This is a genomic window from Oligoflexus tunisiensis, assembly GCF_001748245.1.
GTDB classification, from domain to species: domain Bacteria; phylum Bdellovibrionota_B; class Oligoflexia; order Oligoflexales; family Oligoflexaceae; genus Oligoflexus; species Oligoflexus tunisiensis.
Genome location: NZ_BDFO01000001.1, coordinates 254,482 through 275,860, shown reverse-complemented (window position 1 = coordinate 275,860; position 21,379 = coordinate 254,482). Strand labels below are relative to the sequence as shown.

Here is a 21,379-nt window from a genome sequence, read left to right as displayed (position 1 = left end):
ATTGCCCCCCTTCGTAATCTCAAGGCTAGATGGCGTTTACGCTGCGCAACGTAGGTTGCGGAAACATCAGATCCTGCCAGCCGCGCTTTCCGGATGGATCGCGATATTCCGTAAGTCTTTCAAGAATTTTGCGCGTGATTTCATTCCAAGCCTGTCCTGAACGCGTATGGGTTATATGCTCGTCCGCAGCCCTCTGCATCATGACTGAACGTTCAACCAAGGCGTCTTTGGGTACAGTTCCCGCCAGCAGTAAATCGATTTCCAGAAATCTTCTGGCTACATCGGCCACGCGTTGATAAATCTTGAGTCCTTGGGCCTCTGATATCGCCTGGTTCACGATTATATTAAAGTTCTTGCGGGCATAGTTTTCGTTCATGACTTTTAAAAATGCGTAGGCATCCGTCAAAGCATGGGGTTCAGGGGTGGTCACAACCATGATTTCGTCGGCTATGGAGTTCAAGTGCAGAACATTGCTGGAGATTCCGGCGCCGCTATCGATCAGGAGTAACTGGTAAGGCTGGGAAATTTCAGCGATTTTATCCAGAAGTTGCACGCGCTGGACCAGTTTCAGATCGGCCAGCTGAGCCAGACCGGAGCCGGAGGGAATGATGCGCACACCCAGGGGGCCTTCCAGAATGATGTCCTTCAGTTCACAGCGTGACTCGAGAACATCACCGAGGTTGTAGCGGGCACGCATGCCCATGACGACATCGACATTGGCCAGACCAAAGTCACCATCGAGAATCATGGTACTGAGTCCGAGACGACGAGCCGCGAGAGCCATGTTCACCGTCGTGAGCGTTTTGCCGACTCCACCTTTGCCACTGGCAATGCTAATGATCCAAGGTCGGTCGGCTGGCTTTCCTTCGAGGTTCAATTCCCTGTCCTTTCTCATAATCCGAATATTCTTTCCACAACGCGTTCCCGACTGGCGCGCTCCAAATCTTCGGGAACGGATCGCCCCACACCAAAGAAACTAATGGGAAGACTCCAGCGCAGGCTGAGATTGAAAATCTCACCATAGCTCCAGGACTCATCCAAACGATTGAAGATCAAACTCTGCAGACCCAGATGGGAAAAGCCGCGGATCATGCGATCCATCTGCACTTCCTTCTCCGTCATGGCCAGCGTCAGGTGAAAACTCACCGGCAGGTCCACATCCCGGAAGTCGAGCAGATCGCCCAGATCCTCCTTCGCGCGCGGGCATTCCGCAGCACTGTCGACCACCACGAGATCCCAGTCCTTTTTCCTGTCGAGGATTTCCAAAAGATCGCGAGGCCGCTCGATCGATTCATAGGCCATACCCAGAACCTTGGCCGTCACCCGCAGCTGCTCCCGGGCGGCGATGCGCTTATTGTCAAAGGCGACCAGAAGAACCCGTTGCTTGTGATCCGTCTTGTAATGATGGGCGATCTTCGCCGCAGCCGACGTCTTGCCGCTCCCCGCGGAGCCCACCAGAACATGCACCGCTCGTTCACCCATGACCGGATTCCAGGGAGGTGCGACCTTGATGCGTTTCATCATCCAGCGGATGGCCTGGGTCTGATACTGCTGAAAAAGTTGATCCGGATCGGCTTTTTTCTCGAACGGAAGGGCTTTCAAAAAATCGGCCAGCTTGCTCATCTCGGAGTCATCCAGACCCATCAGTTTCAGGCGCTGAAAAATTTTGGATAGCCCTGGATTCATCCCTTCCAAAAGCGAACCCTTGGATCGGGACAGCTCGTCGTAAACCACCGTCCGCAGTTCATGAAGGCCGGCGTCCAGGCGGAACAGGTCCTGACGCCGGGCCATGTCGTCACCGAGCGCTTTGATGGACCGTTCAAGCGTCTTGAAGTACTCCACCAACTCCACGAGGTTGTCCCGGAGGTGATGACCGTCCTGAGCGCGGCTGGCTCCTGCGATCGAGGCCTGGCTGTTTTTGGCCGCCGTGACCTCGTATAATTTGCCCTTGGCCCCTTCGATTTTCTTCTCGCGGGTATTGAGGATCACAGCGTCATTGCCAAAATGGGATTTGACTGCCTTGAGTGCATCACGCATCGAAAAGGCTTCAAAGGTTTTGACGTCCACGTTTCCTCCTTTCCTTCAGGCTTAAATGCTGACGATGCCGATCGATCGAGTCTGCGTTCCTGGGGGAATTTCATCAAATGCCAGGACCACGACGCCGGGTATAAAGCGATTCACGAGCTGGCGAATATCCCAACGAATAAGTGAACCGCAGAGGATCACAGGCTGAGTGCCTGTCGTCTGAAAGGCCTCAAGGGTTTCCGCGATTCCGTTGAGGATTCGCTGGGCCATTTCCGGTTCCAGTTGAAGGGAGGTTGAGCCATCTTCCCGATGCTGCAGTCCTGCCACAATCAGGTCTTCGATGGCGCGATCCAGAGTGATCACAACCAGTCTATCGTCGGGTGTCATGTACTTCTTAATAATACCACGGCCCAGGGCTTTGCGTACATAACGGGTGAGCATATCCGGGTTCTTGATGGAACGACAATAATCGGCCAGCGTTTCGAAAATGGTGCGAAGATCACGCACACTCACCCGTTCCGCCAGGAGATTTTGCAGCACACGTACCACTTCACCAAGGCTCAGGCGATCGCCACCGATCACTTCCTCCACCACCTTCGGTGCCTCCTCTTTAAGCCCCTCGATCAGGTTCTGGGCCTCCTGACGGCCGAGCAGTTCCGCGGCATGTTCCTCGATCAGTTTCGTCAAATGCGTGACGATCACGGTCGCGCAGTTGACCACGGTATAACCACGGAAACTCGCTTCCTCTTTCTGTGTTGGTTTGATCCAGACAGCTTCCAGACCATAAGCCGGCTCGCGACCCGGGATGCCATCGATCGGCTCGACGATATCACCCGGATCCATGGCCAGATAATAGTCCGCCATCAGGCTGCCACGGCCGATGCAGTTGCCCTTCAGAAGGATCTGATAATCCCCTGGTTTCAGCTGAATATTGTCCTTCACCATCACCATGGGCACGACGATACCCATGTCCTGCGCGAACTGCTTCCGGGAGGATACGATACGCTCCAGAACCTCACCGTCCTGCTGGGAATCCACCAGAGGGATCAGTCCCACACCCACCTCGAGGGAAAGAAATTCAATATGCAGGAGCGATTCGATGGAATCCTTGCGTGGATCCTTCTGGGCTTCCTGTTCCTTGGCATCCTCCTCAACCTTTTTCTCAAGCGCGACTTTGATGGAATATCGACCGAGGAAGAAGGAGCCGATCGCCAGAAGTCCAAAGGGAACGGTCGGCATGCCCGGGACCAGAGCCATCACAAAGAGCAGGCCCGAACAGATAAAGATGGCCCGCGGATAATTCATCAACTGATCGTTGACGGTTTGCGAAAGACCATCCTCATGGTTGCCCGTTCGGGTGACCACAATACCGGCTGCGGTGGAAATGATCAGGGCCGGAATCTGACTGATCAGACCGTCACCGACGGTCAGCAGAGTATAGATCTGGGCGGCATCCTGAAAGCTCATGTCATGGACGCCGACGCCGAGAATGAGGCCGACGATGATATTCACGGCCGTGATGATGATACCCGCAATGGCATCACCACGAACGAACTTCGAGGCACCGTCCATGGCACCGTAAAAGTCGGCCTGCAGTTCAATCTTCTGCCGTCGTTCCCGTGCTTCCTTGCGATCGATCAGGCCGGCGTTCAGTTCGGCGTCAATGGCCATCTGTTTCCCTGGCATCGCGTCCAAGGTAAAGCGGGCGCCCACTTCCGCCACGCGGCCGGCACCCTTGGTGATCACGATAAAGTTGATAACAACCAGGATGATAAAGAGCACAAAACCGACGAAGTAGTTGCCGCCGATCACAAAGTTACCAAAGGAACTGATCACCGAGCTGGCGTGCCCCGTATGGGCCTCCAGGAGAATACTCCGCGTTGTGGCCACGTTCAGACCGAGACGGAAAAGTGTGGTCACGAGCAGAACGGTGGGAAACGTGGAGAATTCCATCGTGTCACGCACATAGACCGAGGTCATCAGAATCATAAGAGATGAGGCCACGGATGTGGCCAGCAGGAGGTCCAGCAGCCACATCGGCAAGGGCAGGATCATGGTGAAGATGATCGCGACCAGCGCCAGGGCGAACTGCACGTCCGGCGACTTTAAATACTTGAGGACCGAATTGGTCCCTTCCGTCTTTTCGAGTGCGGCTCCGGCCATGGTTCAGCTCCTACGGTTTCCGACTGAGTTTTTTGCCTTTGAGCAGGAACACATAACGGATGACTTCGGATACAGCTTTGTAGAGCGATTCAGGAATTTCCTGCCCGACCTTGCAAATCTTATAGAGGGTCCGGGCCAGGGGCTTGTTTTCAATGATGGGAATATCCGATTCCTTGGCCCCTTCCTTCATCTGTTTGGCCAGGAGGTCCTTCCCTTTGGCCACCACCACGGGCGCTCCCATGCCGAGTTCATAAAAGATCGCCACCGCAAAGTGAGTCGGGTTGGTGATGACGGCGGTCGCGGTGCGGGTGGCCTGAATGGTTTTGGCACTGGACATTTCCCGCTGCATGCGCTTCATCCGGGCTTTGACGTGGGGATCCAGTTCCCGCTTTTTATATTCATCCTTCACTTCCTGCTTGGTCATCTTCATCTTCTTTTCCAGGCTGAAGAAGTTGTAGATGAAGTCGGCGGCACCCAGAAAGAGAAGGAGGCCCACAACTGACCAGATCAGCGTCTTGGTGATAGCTGTCCAGTAGGCCCAGGCCTGCAGATAGCTCATGTGCAGAAGGCCCGGCACCTTCACCCACTCGCCACGCAGGATCGTGTACGTCATGCTTCCCACAATCACCATCTTGCCGACGCTTTTCAGGAGCTCCATAACGGAGTCCATACTAAAGATCTTCGCGATGCCCTTGAGCGGATTCATGCGGCTGAAGTCGGGCTCCAGCTTTTTCCAGGACCAGTTCAGGCGTGTCTGAGCAAAGGTCACAGCCATGGAGGCCACCGTGGTCACCACAAAAATGGGGGTGATCATGATCAGAAGTTCACGGCCGATTTCGCCACTGTAGGCCGTAATGGACTTGGTTGTGACAAGCTTGGTTTCCAGATGCTGAAAGTGCGCAATCAGAAAATGTTGCAGACGATGCATGAGCCACATCAAATAGTAGCCGAAGGATCCGACCACGGCGGCCAGAATCAGCACGGACGTTACCTCGCGGGAAACGGCTATCTGGCCACGCTCACGGAATTCGTCGCGTCGCTCGGGGCTCGCTTCCTCACTTCGGTCCTGGCCTTCGTCTTCAGCCGCCATCGATCACCTTACGGGGCTATGCCCTTGAGAGTCAGAAGTATCTGCTCCTGGGACGTGTTGAAATGCTCAGCCGCCCACCCTGGAAAGAAGGGCAGGCAGGCCATATAAACGGCAAGTCCCACAAAGAAACCCACCGGAAAACTCAGGGTGAATACATTGAGCTGCGGCACCGTGCGCGCGATCAAACCAAGGGCCGTGTTGGTGAACATAAGAGCCACCAGCACCGGCGCCGCGAGCTGCATCGAGACGCGAAAGATGCCCCCGGTCAGCTCAATCAGAAAGTTTCCCATTTCCATCTGCGGGGCAATGCCACCGGCTGGAATCATGGAAAAGGTTCGAATCATGGCATCCAGATAAATATGATGCAGATTCAGCCCAAGAAAGATCATCAGCATCAAAATCCGATGAAAGGCTGTGAAGGCATTCATTTGCACATCGGCATCGGGCATGAAAAGGTCGGCAACACCAAAACCCATCTGATAGCCCAGAAGGCTCGCCGCCATGATAATCGAATCGAAGGCGATCCGGGCCACAAAGCCTATGAAGAGACCTATGCAAATTTCCTTGATCACCAGCAGAAAATAGACCAAGGGGTCCTGGGGAAACGCGGTCAACCAGTTCGGAGGGACGAGGCCGTGAATGGTAAACGTCAGAGCCACGGCCAGAAGAATGCGAACCCGAACCGGCGTTGGCTGATCTCCGATAAACGGCAGCGCGAATAAAATCCCACCGACTCTGATAAAAATCAAAGCGGCCGTGAGAATTGATTCAACGGTAATGCCGTAAATCATGCCGACCTTTAGCGCGTGAGGTTCGGAATATCACGAATCAGGTTGATCGTAAAATTCATCATTATGCGCAGCACCCAGGGACCGCAGATAATCATCGCCGCTGCCATGGCGAGAATCTTCGGAATGAACGAAAGCGTCTGTTCGTTGATCTGGGTCGCGGCCTGGAAGATGGAAACGATCAGACCCATCACCAGGGTGGCGAGCAGCGCCGGTGACGAGACCTTGATCATGACCCAGATTGTATTCCAGCCAATATCCAGTACAGTCTGTTGCGTCATAGGTGGGCTCCTTTATCCAAGGGAAAAGCTGCGAACCAGGGAATCCACGATCAGTCCCCAGCCATCCACCAGTACGAAGAGCACCAGTTTAAACGGCAGCGACACCACCGTGGGCGGAAGCATCATCATACCCATGCCCATCAGGACCGAAGACACCACCATGTCGATGACCAGGAAAGGGATATAGATGAGAAAACCAATCTGAAAGGCTGTCTTCAATTCCGACACGACAAAGGATGGGATCAGCACCCGCATGGGCACGTCCTCCATGCTGTTGGGCTTCGGCAGATGGGCGATATTGAAAAAAGCCTGAAGGTCCGACTCCTTCACTTCGCGCAGCATGAATTTACGGAGCGGAGCCACGGTTTCATTGACCGCCTGCTCCTGGGTGATGGCCTTTTCGAGGTAAGGCGTCAGAGCCCGCTCGTGAATCACGTCGATCACCGGACCCATGGTAAAAAAGGTCAGAAAGAGGGAAAGACCCAGCACCACCTGGTTGGGCGGCATGGTCTGGGTGCCCAGGGCCTGGCGCACAAAACTCAGCACCACCACAATCCGGGTGAACGAGGTCATCATCAGAAGAATGGCCGGCGCCACACCCAGAATGGTGAGGAGGGCGATAATCTTCAGGGCAGGCACAAAGGCGTCCGGATCATCCACTTCATAGATATTGAAGTTCAGCCCTGGGATTTTGGTTTCCGCATACGCCTGGCCGCTGCTAAGGAGCAGGGCCAGCATGGTCCACAAGAAGCCTTTTTTTACTGCTGAAACGCTCATGCCAATCCCTGGTTAAACTTTGGGAAGATCACGCAGTTTTTTGCGAATCATGCGGGTCACATCATCGACGCTGCTGGGCTCATCCGAGGCCCGCGAGGCTTTCATGTTCTTGATGCCCTGATCCCCGATGCCATAGGCGATGGCGCTGCCAGGCTCCGGCAGTTCACTGCGCGGCGTCGTGCGCGCGCGAGGCGCGGGACGGGGCGTCGCCTCATCGAGCACAGGGCCGGAACGACGGACGGGAGCTTCCTTCGGCAGAGCCTGCTTTTGATAGAGAGCCGGGTCGATGGCCACCCGGGCCTGCGGTTCCCCGGGTTTTTTCAGCGAGGTCAGAAAATTGATATTGTCAGGGGAAACGCCGATCAGAATCTGCTCCTGCCCCACCTGCACAACGGTCAATTTCTGCTTGGGACCGACGGCATGCGTAGCCAGCGTTTTCAGCGAAAAGTCCTCCACGGGAGCGCCGGGCCATTTTTTGGTCATCACGCGGCGCCAGCTCTTCATGCCGATCAAAAGAACGAGCATGACAGCCAGGAAAACGGTCACCATCACCAGTTTACTCTCAAGACCCTCGCTCCAGGCTGGTGGCTGGGGAGCCGCAGGTTCGGCTTTTGCGGCCACCGCCGCGGCCTTGGGAGCGACCTGAGTTTTGGCTGGATCGGGGACATCGCTGCGCACTTCCGTTTTCTGCACCACTTCCTCGGCCGTGGGTCCACCCGTGACCGGCACACCATCGAAGTGCGCGAGCAGTTGCTGCTCCGCCTCGGCATGATCCATCACGATCACCACGCGGTTTTCCAGAATGTCGGTGGTCACAGCATCCACAAGGTGGCTGGCCTCCTTGGTGACGAAAAGTCGCAGAGCAGCGGTCTGCTCATCCAATTGAAAGGCTGCGAATTTGCGAATGTACGGGCTGTTGGCTTCCACAAACTGCCCGGGCCTTGGCACCATGGTATTGGGCAGGGTCACTTGAATGAAGCTGCCCATGGCCTCCACCTTGGGTTTGGCGAAACCTGGCTTGCTATCATAACGCACCGTGATGATGGATGCTTTCTGATCCGATTCCCCATCGATCGGACCCATCATCATCAGCGTGGGGCTCGCTGGAGTTTCCTGAGCGAATCCACGAGCGCCGAACATAAACAGAATCAATGCAAACAGCCGCAACATGCCAAAGTCCTCTCTCATCACGCGTTATGACTCATATCACCCAGACCAAACTGCGAAACAACGTCGGTCAAACGCACACCGAATTTTTCGTTCACCACCACGACCTCGCCCATGGCGACGAGCTTGTCGTTGATCAAAATCTCCATGGGCTCACCGGCGATCTTGTCCAATTCAATCACCGAACCCTGACCGAGCTGCAAAAGATCGTTGACCAGCATCTTGGTGCGTCCAAGCTCGACCGAAACCTTCAGCGGCACATCGAGGATCATTTTGAGTTTGGAAAAGTCGGTGCGGGCGAGGCGCGAGTCCTCGGGTGTCATGACGATGTTTTCGTCCTTGTCACCGCCGCCTTTGCCGCCGCCATCATCCCCACCGGCCGCAGCCGCAAGGGCATCATCCAACTCTCCACCCAGACCAAAATCTTCCGGATTTAAATCATCAGCCATGGCGCAACTCCTCAGCTTTCAAACATGGATTCGGTGATACGTATCGCGCGATTGCCGCGCAAAAGACCAGGGATGCCTTTAAACTTGGGAATGCCTTCCACCATCACGTTGAGTGGCATGGTGGCATCCGTATCGAGCTGGATAATGTCGCCGACCTCGAGGTTCATCAGGTCACGCACCTGAATGTTGGCTTCGCCGAGCTTCACCACCATGTTGGCTGTGGTTTGCATGATCTGCTCTTTCACCCGGTTGATCCAGATGAAGTCGACTTCCAGCTGCTCACTCTGGAAACCGACCGAAAGTTTGGATTTGATCGGTTCGAGGGTGGAGTAGGGAATCACGATCTTGATCGTGCCCGAAACCTTTTCGAGTTCGACGTCAAAGGTCGTGGCAATCACGACGTCGGAAGGCGGCACGACAGCCACGAACTGCGGGTTGATCTCGGTCCGGCTGTAACCGATTTTCAAGGGATAAACCGGTTCCCAGGCTTTTTCCAGATCATCAATGGCCGAAAGAACCACCCGCCGTGCGATTTTGATTTCGATCTGGGTAAAGTCCTTGCCCTCGATCTTGGTATACGGCACATCGTTGCCACCGAAGAAGCTGTCGACGAGCGCATAGAGCAGTTTCGATTCGATCACCATCACCGCAGCGCCACGCAGGGGGTCGAGCCGCAGGATATTCAAACAGGACGGCAGGGGCAGCGAGTTCATGAACTCGGAAAACTTCAGCGGACCCGTGGAGTTCACGCTGAGGTTGGCCATTTTCCGCAGGGCATTCGACAGCGTCACCCGGAAAAGACGGATGAAACGGTCATGGATAATGTCGAGCGTGGGCATACGACCACGGATGATCCTGTCCTGGTTGGCAAGATCATACTGGACAACTCCACTCTGGAGTCCCTCGGGGCCGCCGTCATCGTCGGAATCCACGCGGTTATCGGAGACCGCGGACAGGAGGGCATCGACTTCGCTCTGGGATAGCACCTGACTCATCAGCGACTCCTCGTCATTCGATCAGCATGTCGGTAATATAAACGGCTTCAATTTTGGTCTTCATATAGCGATTGATCCGGGTGAGGATCTCCTTGCGGAGCGCTTCCTTGCCATCCGGTGCCAGCAGAAATTCCCGGGTTTTACGCTGCAGAATACCGATGATGGCGTCGCGCAGCTGGGGCATCCGCTTTTCGATTTCCTGTTTGGTCCCATCGCCGCCCTTGTATTCCAGCGAAATTTCGATGCGCACATAGCGGTTTTCGAGAGCGTTGCCGAGGTTGATGTTAAAGGTCGCCATCTTATAGGTATCACCGAAGTCGATGTCGAGCTGTGGCTTCATGTCCTTCTTATCGGCCGCGGTGCCATCGGCTTTTTTCCCGCCTTCCGCATTCCCCGCAGCGGCCTTGTCACCGTCCTTCGCCGCACCGGCCGCATCAGCCTTGGCTCCCTCGTGGCCGCCTTCCGCTTTAGGATCAGCGCCCTTGCCTTCCTCGTGCCCGCCTTCCGCTTTAGGATCAGCGCCGTGCTCACCGGCTTTTTCGGCAACGCCCTTGGCGGTGATCTCCTGGTCCGTTCCAGCTTTCTTGCCACCACTTAAAAAGAAGAATGCGCCCGCGCCGCCGCCACCAATCAGCAGCACGCCGAGGATGGCGAAGATCAGAAGCTTTTTCTTGTTCTTCTTCGCTTCCTGTTCAGGATTTTCCTCGGCAGAGGCTTCCCCTTCTTTTTTCTCTTTCTCGTCTTTTTTGCCTTCTTCTGCCATAAATACTCCTGTTGAGCCAGGGTCATGATTACAAGAGATGTGCCAAGGGTTCGACGCGCCGGATTTTTAACAGAACCCGAAAAACGCGCCGCCAACGGCATGAAAGCAAGCGCTTGCACAGCCCTCGCGATAGTCATAGGATAAAGTCGATGCTTTTGGGAAAGGAACCAAAGCCAGGCGTCAGCGAGCTGACGACAGGAGTCAAGAGCGTGACGGGGAGTCAAAAATTGTACTCATCATTTGTCAGAAGACTGACGCGTGGAGTCATGCTCGTGACAGCCATGCTGATACCCGCAGCGGATGCCGCGGGACAGGACGTCTCCCGAATGCGTGGCTGGTTTCTGGAAGGCGATGTCACCTGTGGGCGCGAATGCCCACGGTTGAATCATTTTCAGTTGGGACTGCGCACCGCCCTGCGGGACCGTCTGTCTCTGCAGGTCGCCTGGGATCCAGGACATGTGGAGAAGCCCACCTGGGAAGATACTTATGATCTTTTGGGGCAGAGACTTCCACCACGCCGAACCTGGTTTGATCATTACGCCCTGCGTCTCAGGGCCAGCGATGCGATTGAATTGAGTCTGGAAAACTGGGCCACCGCCACACTCCTGCCGGATGCCAGTGGTTTAAGTTTTGCGCATGCCCTCCAGGATAGCGGCTGGAATCAAACCGCACTGCGCATGAGCGTGATTGACCCTGAGTATCCGATTCATTCATGGAGTGTTGTGCTGGGCCTGGGGGAAGGGGAACGCTATCAGGACGACGATCATAAGCCCTACCTGGCCTTCATGCTGCGGCGTGAGGTGAGCGAAGGTTTGGAATGGCAAGGCGCCTGGTCCCTCGATGCCGACAGCCTGGAGCCCGAACATTTTTATTGGCTTTCGGATGCGGAACGCGAGGCGGCCCGTTCGGGCTTCAAGACGGAACGCCAGGCCTTGTCTCTAATTTTAACAGGCCAGCATCGCAAAGCCCGCGGTCTGCGCGCCTCGATGGGTATTCAACGCAACCTGATTCGTGGCCCCAGGACACCTGCGGCAGTGACTCCCGTGAGCCCGGACCAGGGTCCTTTTGATTTAACGGAAATTCTCGCCGAGAACTGGGGCATGCGGAGCGATCTGGAACGTCGCACGGTGGCATTCAGTGCCTCCTATTTGATTCTCGCCGAATATCTTCTGGCCTTGCATCATCAGCAGCTCGATGTCCGTCTCGGGGCCGACGCCCACGTCCGGGCCTGCCCGGCCCTGGATACGGAAGGCCGCTGCCTGGAAGCGGCGACCGAACATACGCAGCTGCGCCTGCGGGAACAGACCTATGGCATCGGCCGCATCAGCGAGGATGGCTGGAGTCTCTTTCTGGAAAATTTTTCAGTAGAATATGACCGGCTCTATGAACTTTACCACTTCGCCCCGGGTCAGAATAAGCGACAACGCTCTCATTCCTTCACGCAATTGCGTCTCACCTGGAGCTGGTGAGAGCGGACGTCCCCAGTCACCAAAGACCTTGAAAACAGGCCCCTCGAAGTGAATTTCGATCCGTATTTTTCTTTGGTGCCCCGGTTGAATATGCTATACATGGCTCCCTGGACCGCATCAAAAGGAGAAAGCATGAAAATCAGACGCACCCTATTGGCTCTTTCATCCCTTGCCGTTGGGATGGTCTTGAGCGCTTGTAAATCCTGTACCGCCCAGCATGACCCGCGGCCCGCACAGGAGCGCTTCAAACAGGAAGAGGCCAATGCCAATCAGGCTATCGAGACACTGAATCCGGATGGATCAGTGCCCGCACCAAAAGCTGTGGCCAGCAGCGGTGGAGCCGGTGGTGGCGGGGCTGGAGTGGAAAAATACAATTCATTTTGCGTGCCCTGTCATGATGCCGACGGTACGGCGTCAAGCCCAGCGGCTGCGGCCATGAACCCGCGCCCACGGAACTTTACAGATGCCAAGTGGCAGGCTTCCGTGGATGACGCCCGGATCGCCAAGGTGATCAAGGAAGGCGGCGCTTCCGTTGGCCTGAGTGCAACGATGGCTCCTTGGGGTGCGACTTTGAGTGATGCGGAAATCACGGAAATCGTGAAGCATATTCGTACGTTCAAAAAGTGAGCGTCTGCTCCATAAAAAGAGCGGCACCTCCTCCGGGAGCGTGCCGCTTTTTTTATGAGCATGGGATCAGACCTTATCGTCCTCGATAAAGGCCCGATGCAGAGCCTGCGCCGCGCGATCGCCATCGACTTCCGCCACCACGCAGGAGATCTTGATTTCCGAAGTCGAAATCATCTGAATCGCGATGCCCGCGTCTTCGAGCACGGAAAAGACCTTGCTGGCCACACCCGGATGACTTTGCATGCCAAGCCCCACAACCGAAACCTTGGCCAGACCGCGTTCCGCTTCCAGATGCACGCCCGAACCCTGCTCCTCGCTCCACCGCCGCAGCATATCTTGCGTGCGCAGAAGATCAGCCGCTCCAATGGTGAATCCCACGCGCAGGGCATCGGTGCTTTCCGCTTTATTATGCACGATGATATCAACGTTCACGCCCGTGGCCGCGATTTTTTCAAACAAAGTGGCGATCACACCATAACGAACCGGAAGTTGACTGAGGCTGAGACGGACTACATTGCGATCCAGGGTCACACCGGAAACCACAGGGGCTTCCAGTTTCCGTTGGGCGTTAAAGCTCATGATGATCGTCCTTGGATGGTCGTTGGGTTTGAATGTGTTGCGAACCACGATCGGCATTTGGAATTTGGCGCCGAGTTCCACACAGCGGGTATGCAGAACCTTGCTGCCGAGCGAGGCCATTTCCAGGGCCACTTCAAAATCCATTTCCTGGACCAGGTGAGCCGTCGGCACCACACGCGGATCCGCAGTGAATACGCCGTCCACATCGGTGTTGATTTCACAGAAAGCGGCATCCAGAGCTACGGCCAGAGCCACGGCACTGGTATCACTGCCGCCACGTCCGAGCGTGGTGATTTCCAAATCCTCGGTCACGCCTTGAAAACCGGCGACCACGGGAATGATGCCCTGCTCCCAGCACTGATGCAGCTTCTTGCAGTCGATATCGTGAATGCGCGCTTTGGAATGCAGACTGCTCGTCATGATTCCCAGCTGATAGGCCAGGAATCCGTGCGAAGGCACACCGGCTTTTTCCAAAGCTGCGGCCATCAAAGCTACGGCCACCTGCTCGCCGGCTGAGACAGCCATATCATAGTTGCGAAGCGAAGTATGAGGATTGGTGGCCGTGACCAGGTCGACAAGTTTATTGGTTTCTCCCGACATCGCACTGACGACGATGGCAACTTTCTTCAGTCCCTTTCGATATTGATCGGCGACGCGTGCGGCCACATTCTGGATGCGTTCGACAGATCCGACCGAGGTCCCACCGTATTTCTGCACGACAGGCCTGCCATCAGCGAGATGATACATGGTTGCCTTCCCTGAAAGGGGTTTCGATTTCCGGACAGGGCAGGTATATACTAGATCATTTAGGCTTGCAATCGTGAGCTGGGATGCTGGCAACGGCTTTGTAGGAAAGGGTTTCAGAGGATGATACTGATCACCGGCGGCGCTGGCTTCATTGGCAGCGCCTTGGTCTGGGCACTGAATGAAAAAGGTCATCATCAAATCATCGTCGCTGACCACCTGGGATTGGGCGACAAGTGGAAAAATCTCGCAAAACGCCGTATTGACTATGTCGTGCCCAAGGATCAGCTTTTCAGCTGGCTCGATGAAGCCGGACATCCTCTCTTTGAAGCGGTCTTTCACCTCGGCGCCTGCTCGTCGACCACCGAACGCGACGCCGATTACCTTATGAACAACAATGTTCTCTTCACCAAAAAACTATGGGACTACTGCGCGCAGCGGGACATCCCCTTTCTCTACGCATCCTCCGCCGCCACCTATGGCGCTGAGGAAAAAACCTTCCTCGATGCGCATGACCGCATTCCGGAGCTGCGTCCCATTAATAAATACGGCTGGAGCAAGCAGCTCTTTGATGTCTGGGCTCTGAAGCAAAAAACAACGCCGCCTTTTTGGTATGGGTTTAAATACTTCAATGTGTATGGCCCTCAGGAATATCACAAGGGACCCCAGGCCAGCGTTGTGTATCATGCCTTTCCCCAGGTTCGTGACAAGGGCAGCCTGCGTCTTTTCAAATCCCATCGCCCCGATATTGAACACGGCGAGCAGCAGCGCGACTTTGTTTATGTGAAGGATGTGGTGAAGGTGATGCTACACTTTTGGAAGGAGCATCGCCGGATTCCATCGGGACTTTACAATCTCGGGACCGGCCAGGCCCGAACGTTTGCCGATCTCGGTCGCGCGGTGTTCGGAGCTCTGGATAAAAAACCCAAGTTTGAATGGATTGAAATGCCCCCGAGCCTGCAAAAACAGTATCAATATTTTACGGAAGCCGATTTGAACAAACTGCGGACAGTGGCAGGCTATCAGGAGGCTTTTTACAGTCTGGAAGACGGGGTCAATGACTATGTCAGACATTATCTGAATCAGGGTGATCCCTATCTTTGATCTATTCCACATCCGCTGGTTGATCCTCCTCCTGATCGGTGGGACGCGTCTGGCCCTGGCGCAGGACGCCACCTACCGCATTCAGCAGATCGAGATCAAGGGTCTTGGCCGCACCAATGTCAACTGGCTGATGGAATATGCAGGCCTGGAGTGTCCCTGCGAACTCACAGGGGCGGACATTGATGCGCTGAAAACCCGCCTGCTCACCACTCAGGTTTTTCAGGACGTCGCCGTTCAGATCAAGGAATCCGACCAGGGACCCGACGCCTGGCGACTCGAAATCGAGGCGCGGGAAAAATGGACCGTGATCCCTGTCATTCGCGGGGCCTTTGGTGGCGGCACGCCTCTGGTGGTCGCCGGCATTTATGACACCCACGTCTTCGGCAGCCTTTGGACCATGGGGGCTGAAGCGCGAACCTACGGCTCGGCGCCGACCGGCGGCGTGATATGGATCCGTGCCCCGCGCTGGCAGAGTGGTCGTCATTACTTAAATCTTGAACTCTGGCGGGACAACCGGATTCGTAGCGTATACGATAGGGAGGATCAGGAAGTTGCTCAGATTTATGGCAGGGCAACAGCCGTGATCGCGGAAGCGTTGGTGCCCTTGAGCGAGGATCCACAGAGCCCGTGGCAGGCGGGGGTACGGGTGAACCTTCGGCAGCAGCATGAGCTGGAATGGCAAATGCAGAAATCCGCAGCCGCCCGTGGAGTTTTTAATTTGCAACCGGTAAACCAGAAACGGCTCTTGGCCAGGCTGGTTTATGATGATATGGCTGTCTTGCAGCAGAATTTGCAAGGTCTGCGCGTCCTGCTGAATGCCGGACCCACCTGGACCAGGGAAAAAAACCAGGCGAGTCTGGAACAGGAGCTTTTTTGGTATGGGCTTTGGGAGGGGGATTGGAATCTCGCCTTTCATGAATGGCTGGGATTGAGCGATGATCGTTCCTATCAGAGCCTCTTTTTTTTGGGTGGCTTCGATTCAGTACGTGGTTTACCCGATGGTGTTATGTACGGAAATAAGGCGGTCTATGGCAACCTGGAGCTGCGAAAAATATTTCATCGCTCCCGTTACGTCTGGTGGCAGGCAGCCACTTATATCGATTATGGTGCGGCTGGGTATGCGCTCAAGGACTGGACAACCAACGATCGGGCCAGCGCAGGTCTCGGCCTCAGGCTGGCCGTTCCGCAGGTCAATCGCCTGGTTTTCCGCGTGGATTACGCCTGGAGCCTGGGTGAACCCAGCACGAGCAGCATATCGATAGGTATGAACCAATTCGTAGACCCCTATCGTCCCTTGTAAAGGAGAAGTAAGCATGGATGCACAGGTTCAAGTTCGCGAGAGTCTCCGTTGGTTGGATGGATTGGAAGCCGGTACGCTGCCAACCAACGATCTATTTTTTCTGGCTGAGAAACTCGATCCCGTGCTGATCAGCCTTATGATCCGGTATCTTCGCAAGAAATATCCCAGCGCCAAACCCGAAGCGGCTGGCGTGCTCGCGCGCATGCTGGAGCTGACCAGCACCTATCCGCAGCTCGTGAAAAAAACTCGCGAAGCCGAGCAGGATCCTGTCAGCGAATGGTTCCTCGAAACCTATTCCTTCGCTGAGTTTTACAGTAAACCCAACGAACTGATTCAGGTGATCGTCGATAAGCTGGAAGGTTGAAGAACTGTCAAGATCAGTTTGTTCCTGTGCGCTCCACCATGATAAGAGACCCGCGCCAGCGGGTCTTTATGCATGCGCCAGGATCCAGCTTCCTGATTCCCGACACCCATTTCCCATGGTTCATCCTCTCATTGCACCCGTCAGGGTTCGACGAATAGGGGCGGCGCGCCTGGTTTTCAAGAGGTGAGCTCCTCGCTTAGCTTCCAGAGTCGTTCCTGATCCTCCTCCACCAGCGCGGCAGCGGCAGGTTTTTTCACACGGGAGCTTTCAAAATAGGCCCCATTGTGTGCGGCAAGTCCGGGTTCACTGGCGACATAAATCGAGCAGCGGGCACCTTTTTCCGGCGTCACCAAAAAGGCCTTGAGCAGCTTCATCAGCCAGGCAGGATAATCTCGTGCGAGGTCGGTGGCCACCACACCCGGATGCAGGGCAAACGCGCTGGCGGAAGTACCCTTAAGACGTCGCGCGAGGGCTTGGGTCATCAGGACATTGGCGAGCTTCGATTGATTGTAGGCTTCCCAGCCCTTGTAGGGACGTGAGCGGTAATGAAGATCATCCCACTGCATATGACCCCTATAGTGCAGGGTCGAGGATAGCGTGACAATCCGTCCTTCGGGTGCGGCCTTGATCAAAGGCAGAAGGGCCTGAGTGAGAGCGAAGGTTCCAAGATGGTTGACTCCAAAGGTCATTTCAAAACCATCCCGCGTTTCCTTGCGGGCCAGGCTCATCACACCGGCGTTATTGATGAGGATATCAAGCCTGGGAAAGCGCCGTTTCAGAACCTCGGCGGCGCTCCTGATGTTCATGATATTGGCGAGATCCAAGGCCAGAACCTCGACCTTTCCCTCGGGAAAATCGTTCTGGATGGCCGCTTGAGCCTCCTCCGCCTTCTGCAGATTGCGGCAGCCGAGAACCACCTGGGCGCCCCGGGCGACGAGGCCACGGGCTGTGGCCAGTCCGATGCCACCGTTGGCGCCGGTGATCAAAGCGGTCCTGCCATTGAGGTCCATAACGACTCCCATCAGGTGCCGGTGGCGGCCGCCTCTTCAGGTTTCTTGAAGGACTTCTGCAGATGTGCCGGCAGATCCTTTTTCATATCCACGCCCACGACGGTGGAAACACCACCTTCCTGCATGGTCACGCCGTAGAGCTGATCCAGAACTTCCATCGTCCGACGGTTGTGGGTGATGACTACAAACTGGAAGCGATTGGACAGCGCATCGAGAACCTTGTTATAGCGACCGACGTTCGCTTCATCCAAAGGCGCATCGACCTCATCCAGGAAACAGAAGGGGGTCGGTTTGGTTTTGAGGAGCGCAAAGATCAGCGAGATCGCTGTCAGAGCCTTCTCACCACCGGAGTAAAGCGTCATGCTCCGCGGTTTTTTACCGGGCATCCGCACCATGATTTCCACACCGGCGGTCAGGGCATCCTCGCTGGTCAGCTCAAGACGCGCCTCGCCACCCGGGAAGAGAATTGGGAAGAGATCGATAAAGTTCTGATTCACCACTTCAAAGGTGCTCAGGAATTTTTCCTTCGACGTCTCCTCGATTTCATCGATCGCTTCCTGAAGGAGGAGGATACTGCCCAGCACTTCCTCCTTCTGCGCATCGATAAACTCGTGGCGTTTTGAAATGCGCTCATACTCCTCGACGGCGACCATGTTCACACCACCCATGGTTTCCAGCTGGTTTCTGGCCTTGCTGATCTCACGGTTGGTCTTGTCGGCATCGAAGTTCGGATCCTCAACAAACTCATAGGTCATCAGATCGATCTGATATTTTTCCTTGGCCTGATCCAGGATCCCACGACTCACCTGCTTCAAACGTTCCAGTTCGACGCTTTTCTTTGATTTGCTGCGTTGAATCTCCATCTGCATATCGCGGGCTTCGCGCAGACGGCTTTCCACCACACGCAGCTCTTCCAGGACGCCGGCACTGAGTTCACGGCGGTCCGCCAGCTGCCCTTCGAGTTCCTCGCGGCGCCGGATGTAGACCTCGATCTCCTGGGTGGCATGAGCCTGGTTGGTCTCAGCCTGCTCCAGTTCGGCTTCGAGGCGATTTCTTTCCTCGTAGCGTTTGGTGATATTCGACTGAAGTTTTTGCAGCTGCTGCCGGCTTTGCTCCAGGTTCTCACGGTTTGACTGCGAACGCGTCTCGAATTTTGCCAGTTCGAGCTGCCGTTGCTGATGCACGCGCATCACCTCGTCCTTGCGCTCGGCGATGCTGGCGGATTCGTCCTGCAGGGATTCCAGTTCGCCCTGCTGATGCTCCTTTTCCTGACCCAGGGAAATCCGGGTTTCACCGAGCTGCTCCAGCTCCCGCATCAGATCATTCTCACGCTGATCCAGCTCCTGGATGCGATGCACGTTCTGCTCGATGATTTCCTTCTGATGATTTTCCTGGTTCAAAAGGTTTTGCATCTCAGACATCGCCGCCAAGGCTTCCTGATTCTGGCCGCCCAGGCGATCGGTCAGTTCCTTGAGGCGGGCGCGCGCTTCGGCCTGCTGCTGTTCCATCACATCGAGGCGACTCTGCGCGGCCGCGAGTTTGCCTTCGCTTTCCTTCAGCTGCCGGGCGAGGCCTTCGATTTCATTTTTGCGGCTGAGGCTGCCCTTGGCCTGGGTGCCGCTCAGCAAAAGATCATCGCGCGAATGCACGAGGACACCCTGCGCGGTGAAAAGAATCAGACCATAAGGGAGACTCCGCAGTTCGTCCTCATTGAGAGAGACCGAAGGCAGATAATAGAGTCGCTGCAGGAGCACATTCAGCATGTCCCGGTGGGGGTCCTGAATCTTCAGGACATCCAGAACCGGGACCGCATCATAACGTGCCGCCCAATCACGGATCGGGGCCAGGTCATCCGCATTCCAAAGCGAAGCCAAGCTCAGGGGCAGCGAACCCAGCTGTTCCTGATTCACATAGCGGATCAGCTCATTCAGAGCGGCACCGGATGGAATGATCAGGCGTTCCGACCAGCGTTCAAAGGCATGCACCGCACGTGGGGCCCATTCCTCGATGCCACGGTCAAAGGCAATAAAATCTGTGAGCACGCCGTAAACAAGCTGCCTGGTGTCCGGATGCTTTTGATAAAGCTGCTGAAGGCTCGATTTCAGGTCACCGCTGCTGGCTTCCAGTTCCTCGAGTGTTCCAAGGCGGGCGCGGGCATGCAGGTACGTTTCCTTATGGGCATCGCGTTCCCGTGCCCCTTCGCGTATCTGCTCCTCACGCTTCTGCACTTCCGCTTCCAGGTCCTGCTTGAGCTGCAGCTCCTGATCCAGGCCGGCCTGTCGCTCGTTGAGCACGGCACGGGCGGCTTCCAGTTTATCGGCGATCACCTTCAGCGATTGATGCAGGGATTCCTGGCGAGCCTGATAATTTTGATGCTCGATCAGAATGCGCTTCCGATCCCGTTCGATGCTTTCGCAGCGCAAACGGTTGCTTTCGAGCAAAAGTTCCAGATTCTTGATTTCGTCTTCCAGCTCCTGCGCCCGGTTTTCAAAAACCTGCGCCGCTTCCTCGACCTGATCCACTTCATCCTGAAACGAGGCGATCAGATCCTGCAGACGCTCCACCTCCGCCTGCATCCGCACATAATCGGCCTCCTTGCTCGCCACCATATTTTCCAGGGAGCTCAGGCTTTCCTGATCCTCCTGAATATTGGCCTGCAGTTCCGCAAGGCGCTTTTGCCCCTGGTCGGTGGTCCGCATGGCGGCGGTGATGGTGCCTTCGGCGCGTACAATCTGTTCACGCAGGTTGGAAATTTCCTCGCGCAGCTGATCCAGTTCAGGATCCGATTCCGCGAGCTGGCTCTGCAGTTCCTCGACCCGGGCTTCCAGACCGGACAGATCCGCCATGGCCTTCACTTCGCTGTCGGTATCCGTATCAAGCTGATGCGCGATCTCAAGAAGCCTGGTCGAAAAATGGCGGAAGTTATGCGAGAAAAGCTTGAGCTCAGCCTCACGCAGAGTGCTGCTCAACTGCTTCCAGGCCGCCACCTTTTCCACCTGTTCCTTCAGGTTTTCGAGCTGTTTGGCGAGTTCGCTGAGAATGTCATCGATACGTTTGAGGTTATCCTGCGTGCCTTCCAGTTTCTTCATGGCCGCCTGGCGACGCGCCTTGAATATCAACGTACCCGCGGCCTCTTCAAGGATCTCACGGACGTCCTCGGGCTTGGCGTTCAGGATACGATCGACCTGCCCCTGCTGGATCATCGAATAGCTGCGACCGCCGAGACCGGTGGTGGCGAAAAAACCGACGATATCCTTCAGACGGCAGGGTTTTTTATTGATGAAGTATTCGCGCTCCCCATCGATATAGAGACGACGAGTCAGAGCGATTTCAGATTCATGACGGTATTCCGGTGGACAGAAATGACTTTGATCCTTGTTATCAAAGACCAGCGTAACTTCCGCCATGCCGAGCGGTTTCCGCTTTTCAGAACCGGCGAAGATGATGTCGGTGGCGACATCACCCCGCAGATGCTTGGCGTTCTGCTCGCCCATCACCCAACGCACGGCATCAATCACATTGGACTTGCCCGAGCCGTTGGGCCCGACGATGCCTGTGATCCCGTCATCGAAGTTCAGTGTGACCTTGTCGGCAAACGACTTGAAACCGGAGATGATCAACTTTTTAAGATGCATGCATGACCCTCATCCCGCGGGATCCCTTGAGGTGGGACTCCACGCAGGA

General features: G+C 55.6%; 19 protein-coding genes. 5 read left to right on the top strand and 14 right to left on the bottom strand.

Features of this window, described 5'->3' with window-relative positions; genetic code table 11:
- Positions 1-25: 25 nt before the first annotated feature.
- The 11 genes from OLTU_RS01230 to OLTU_RS01180 are packed head-to-tail and all read right to left on the bottom strand — an operon-like array spanning position 26 to position 10,498.
- Positions 26-895 carry a MinD/ParA family protein gene (locus OLTU_RS01230; RefSeq protein WP_141730942.1) on the bottom strand — a complete coding sequence of 290 codons (870 nt, stop codon included), beginning with the start codon at positions 893-895 and terminating at the stop codon, positions 26-28.
- The gene (locus OLTU_RS01225; RefSeq protein ID WP_141730941.1) at positions 892-2,067 is read right to left on the bottom strand and encodes a flagellar biosynthesis protein FlhF; all 1,176 of its coding nucleotides are present in this window, start codon (positions 2,065-2,067) and stop codon (positions 892-894) included. Before OLTU_RS01225 ends, OLTU_RS01230 begins: the two co-directional genes overlap by 4 nt.
- Positions 2,068-2,088: 21 nt before the next feature.
- A complete protein-coding gene (gene flhA / locus OLTU_RS01220; protein ID WP_141730940.1) occupies positions 2,089-4,188 on the bottom strand; it encodes a flagellar biosynthesis protein FlhA in 2,100 nt (699 codons plus the stop codon).
- A gap of 10 nt (positions 4,189-4,198) precedes the next feature.
- A complete protein-coding gene (locus OLTU_RS01215; protein WP_141730939.1) occupies positions 4,199-5,278 on the bottom strand; it encodes an EscU/YscU/HrcU family type III secretion system export apparatus switch protein in 1,080 nt (359 codons plus the stop codon).
- Between the two features lie 8 nt (positions 5,279-5,286).
- On the bottom strand, positions 5,287-6,069 hold the full coding sequence (gene fliR / locus OLTU_RS01210; RefSeq protein ID WP_141730938.1) for a flagellar biosynthetic protein FliR: 783 nt from the start codon (positions 6,067-6,069) through the stop codon (positions 5,287-5,289).
- 8 nt (positions 6,070-6,077) lie between these two features.
- Positions 6,078-6,347, bottom strand: a complete 270-nt coding sequence (gene fliQ, locus OLTU_RS01205) for a flagellar biosynthesis protein FliQ (RefSeq protein ID WP_141730937.1) — start codon at positions 6,345-6,347, stop codon at positions 6,078-6,080.
- Between the two features lie 12 nt (positions 6,348-6,359).
- Entirely contained in the window at positions 6,360-7,124 is a 765-nt protein-coding gene (gene fliP / locus OLTU_RS01200; RefSeq protein ID WP_176736233.1) for a flagellar type III secretion system pore protein FliP, read from the bottom strand.
- A gap of 12 nt (positions 7,125-7,136) precedes the next feature.
- Entirely contained in the window at positions 7,137-8,294 is a 1,158-nt protein-coding gene (locus OLTU_RS01195; RefSeq protein WP_176736232.1) for a FliO/MopB family protein, read from the bottom strand.
- 17 nt (positions 8,295-8,311) lie between these two features.
- Entirely contained in the window at positions 8,312-8,740 is a 429-nt protein-coding gene (gene fliN, locus OLTU_RS01190; RefSeq protein ID WP_141730935.1) for a flagellar motor switch protein FliN, read from the bottom strand.
- Between the two features lie 11 nt (positions 8,741-8,751).
- Positions 8,752-9,735 carry a flagellar motor switch protein FliM gene (gene fliM / locus OLTU_RS01185; RefSeq protein ID WP_141730934.1) on the bottom strand — a complete coding sequence of 328 codons (984 nt, stop codon included), beginning with the start codon at positions 9,733-9,735 and terminating at the stop codon, positions 8,752-8,754.
- Positions 9,736-9,748: 13 nt separating this feature from the next.
- The gene (locus OLTU_RS01180; protein ID WP_141730933.1) at positions 9,749-10,498 is read right to left on the bottom strand and encodes a flagellar basal body-associated FliL family protein; all 750 of its coding nucleotides are present in this window, start codon (positions 10,496-10,498) and stop codon (positions 9,749-9,751) included.
- Between the two features lie 227 nt (positions 10,499-10,725).
- Here OLTU_RS01180 and OLTU_RS01175 point away from each other — a divergent pair, with 227 nt between their 5' ends.
- Positions 10,726-11,967 (top strand): hypothetical protein, encoded by a 1,242-nt coding sequence (locus OLTU_RS01175; protein ID WP_218109771.1) that lies wholly within the window; start codon positions 10,726-10,728, stop codon positions 11,965-11,967.
- A 132-nt stretch (positions 11,968-12,099) separates the two neighbouring features.
- Entirely contained in the window at positions 12,100-12,594 is a 495-nt protein-coding gene (locus tag OLTU_RS01170) for a c-type cytochrome (protein ID WP_176736231.1), read from the top strand.
- Positions 12,595-12,660: 66 nt separating this feature from the next.
- On the opposite strand, the gene OLTU_RS01165 is transcribed toward OLTU_RS01170, so the two are convergent.
- A complete protein-coding gene (locus OLTU_RS01165) occupies positions 12,661-13,920 on the bottom strand; it encodes an aspartate kinase (RefSeq protein WP_176736230.1) in 1,260 nt (419 codons plus the stop codon).
- Between the two features lie 120 nt (positions 13,921-14,040).
- Here OLTU_RS01165 and rfaD point away from each other — a divergent pair, with 120 nt between their 5' ends.
- From rfaD to OLTU_RS01150, 3 genes are read left to right on the top strand one after another with little or no spacing between them, the layout of a single operon-like run.
- Positions 14,041-15,021 (top strand): ADP-glyceromanno-heptose 6-epimerase, encoded by a 981-nt coding sequence (rfaD, locus tag OLTU_RS01160; protein WP_141730929.1) that lies wholly within the window; start codon positions 14,041-14,043, stop codon positions 15,019-15,021.
- A complete protein-coding gene (locus OLTU_RS01155; protein ID WP_141730928.1) occupies positions 15,005-16,321 on the top strand; it encodes a BamA/TamA family outer membrane protein in 1,317 nt (438 codons plus the stop codon). Before rfaD ends, OLTU_RS01155 begins: the two co-directional genes overlap by 17 nt.
- 13 nt (positions 16,322-16,334) lie before the next feature.
- Positions 16,335-16,685 carry a hypothetical protein gene (locus OLTU_RS01150; protein ID WP_141730927.1) on the top strand — a complete coding sequence of 117 codons (351 nt, stop codon included), beginning with the start codon at positions 16,335-16,337 and terminating at the stop codon, positions 16,683-16,685.
- A gap of 176 nt (positions 16,686-16,861) precedes the next feature.
- On the opposite strand, the gene OLTU_RS01145 is transcribed toward OLTU_RS01150, so the two are convergent.
- Complete coding sequence (locus OLTU_RS01145; RefSeq protein WP_176736229.1) at positions 16,862-17,695, bottom strand: SDR family oxidoreductase; 834 nt, start codon at positions 17,693-17,695, stop codon at positions 16,862-16,864.
- A gap of 11 nt (positions 17,696-17,706) precedes the next feature.
- Positions 17,707-21,330, bottom strand: a complete 3,624-nt coding sequence (gene smc, locus OLTU_RS01140) for a chromosome segregation protein SMC (protein WP_141730925.1) — start codon at positions 21,328-21,330, stop codon at positions 17,707-17,709.
- Positions 21,331-21,379 lie beyond the last annotated feature (49 nt).

Excerpts from the sequence above, each read along its gene's own strand:
- OLTU_RS01230 (WP_141730942.1), bottom strand. The coding sequence starts at position 895 with ATGAGAAAGGACAGGGAATTGAACCTCGAAGGAAAGCCAGCCGACCGA.
- flhA (WP_141730940.1), bottom strand. The coding sequence starts at position 4,188 with ATGGCCGGAGCCGCACTCGAAAAGACGGAAGGGACCAATTCGGTCCTC.
- OLTU_RS01215 (WP_141730939.1), bottom strand. The coding sequence starts at position 5,278 with ATGGCGGCTGAAGACGAAGGCCAGGACCGAAGTGAGGAAGCGAGCCCC.
- fliR (WP_141730938.1), bottom strand. The coding sequence starts at position 6,069 with ATGATTTACGGCATTACCGTTGAATCAATTCTCACGGCCGCTTTGATT.
- fliQ (WP_141730937.1), bottom strand. The coding sequence starts at position 6,347 with ATGACGCAACAGACTGTACTGGATATTGGCTGGAATACAATCTGGGTC.
- fliP (WP_176736233.1), bottom strand. The coding sequence starts at position 7,124 with ATGAGCGTTTCAGCAGTAAAAAAAGGCTTCTTGTGGACCATGCTGGCC.
- OLTU_RS01195 (WP_176736232.1), bottom strand. The coding sequence starts at position 8,294 with ATGTTGCGGCTGTTTGCATTGATTCTGTTTATGTTCGGCGCTCGTGGA.
- fliN (WP_141730935.1), bottom strand. The coding sequence starts at position 8,740 with ATGGCTGATGATTTAAATCCGGAAGATTTTGGTCTGGGTGGAGAGTTG.
- fliM (WP_141730934.1), bottom strand. The coding sequence starts at position 9,735 with ATGAGTCAGGTGCTATCCCAGAGCGAAGTCGATGCCCTCCTGTCCGCG.
- OLTU_RS01180 (WP_141730933.1), bottom strand. The coding sequence starts at position 10,498 with ATGGCAGAAGAAGGCAAAAAAGACGAGAAAGAGAAAAAAGAAGGGGAA.
- OLTU_RS01170 (WP_176736231.1), top strand. The coding sequence starts at position 12,100 with ATGAAAATCAGACGCACCCTATTGGCTCTTTCATCCCTTGCCGTTGGG.
- OLTU_RS01165 (WP_176736230.1), bottom strand. The coding sequence starts at position 13,920 with ATGTATCATCTCGCTGATGGCAGGCCTGTCGTGCAGAAATACGGTGGG.
- rfaD (WP_141730929.1), top strand. The coding sequence starts at position 14,041 with ATGATACTGATCACCGGCGGCGCTGGCTTCATTGGCAGCGCCTTGGTC.
- OLTU_RS01150 (WP_141730927.1), top strand. The coding sequence starts at position 16,335 with ATGGATGCACAGGTTCAAGTTCGCGAGAGTCTCCGTTGGTTGGATGGA.
- OLTU_RS01145 (WP_176736229.1), bottom strand. The coding sequence starts at position 17,695 with ATGGACCTCAATGGCAGGACCGCTTTGATCACCGGCGCCAACGGTGGC.
- smc (WP_141730925.1), bottom strand. The coding sequence starts at position 21,330 with ATGCATCTTAAAAAGTTGATCATCTCCGGTTTCAAGTCGTTTGCCGAC.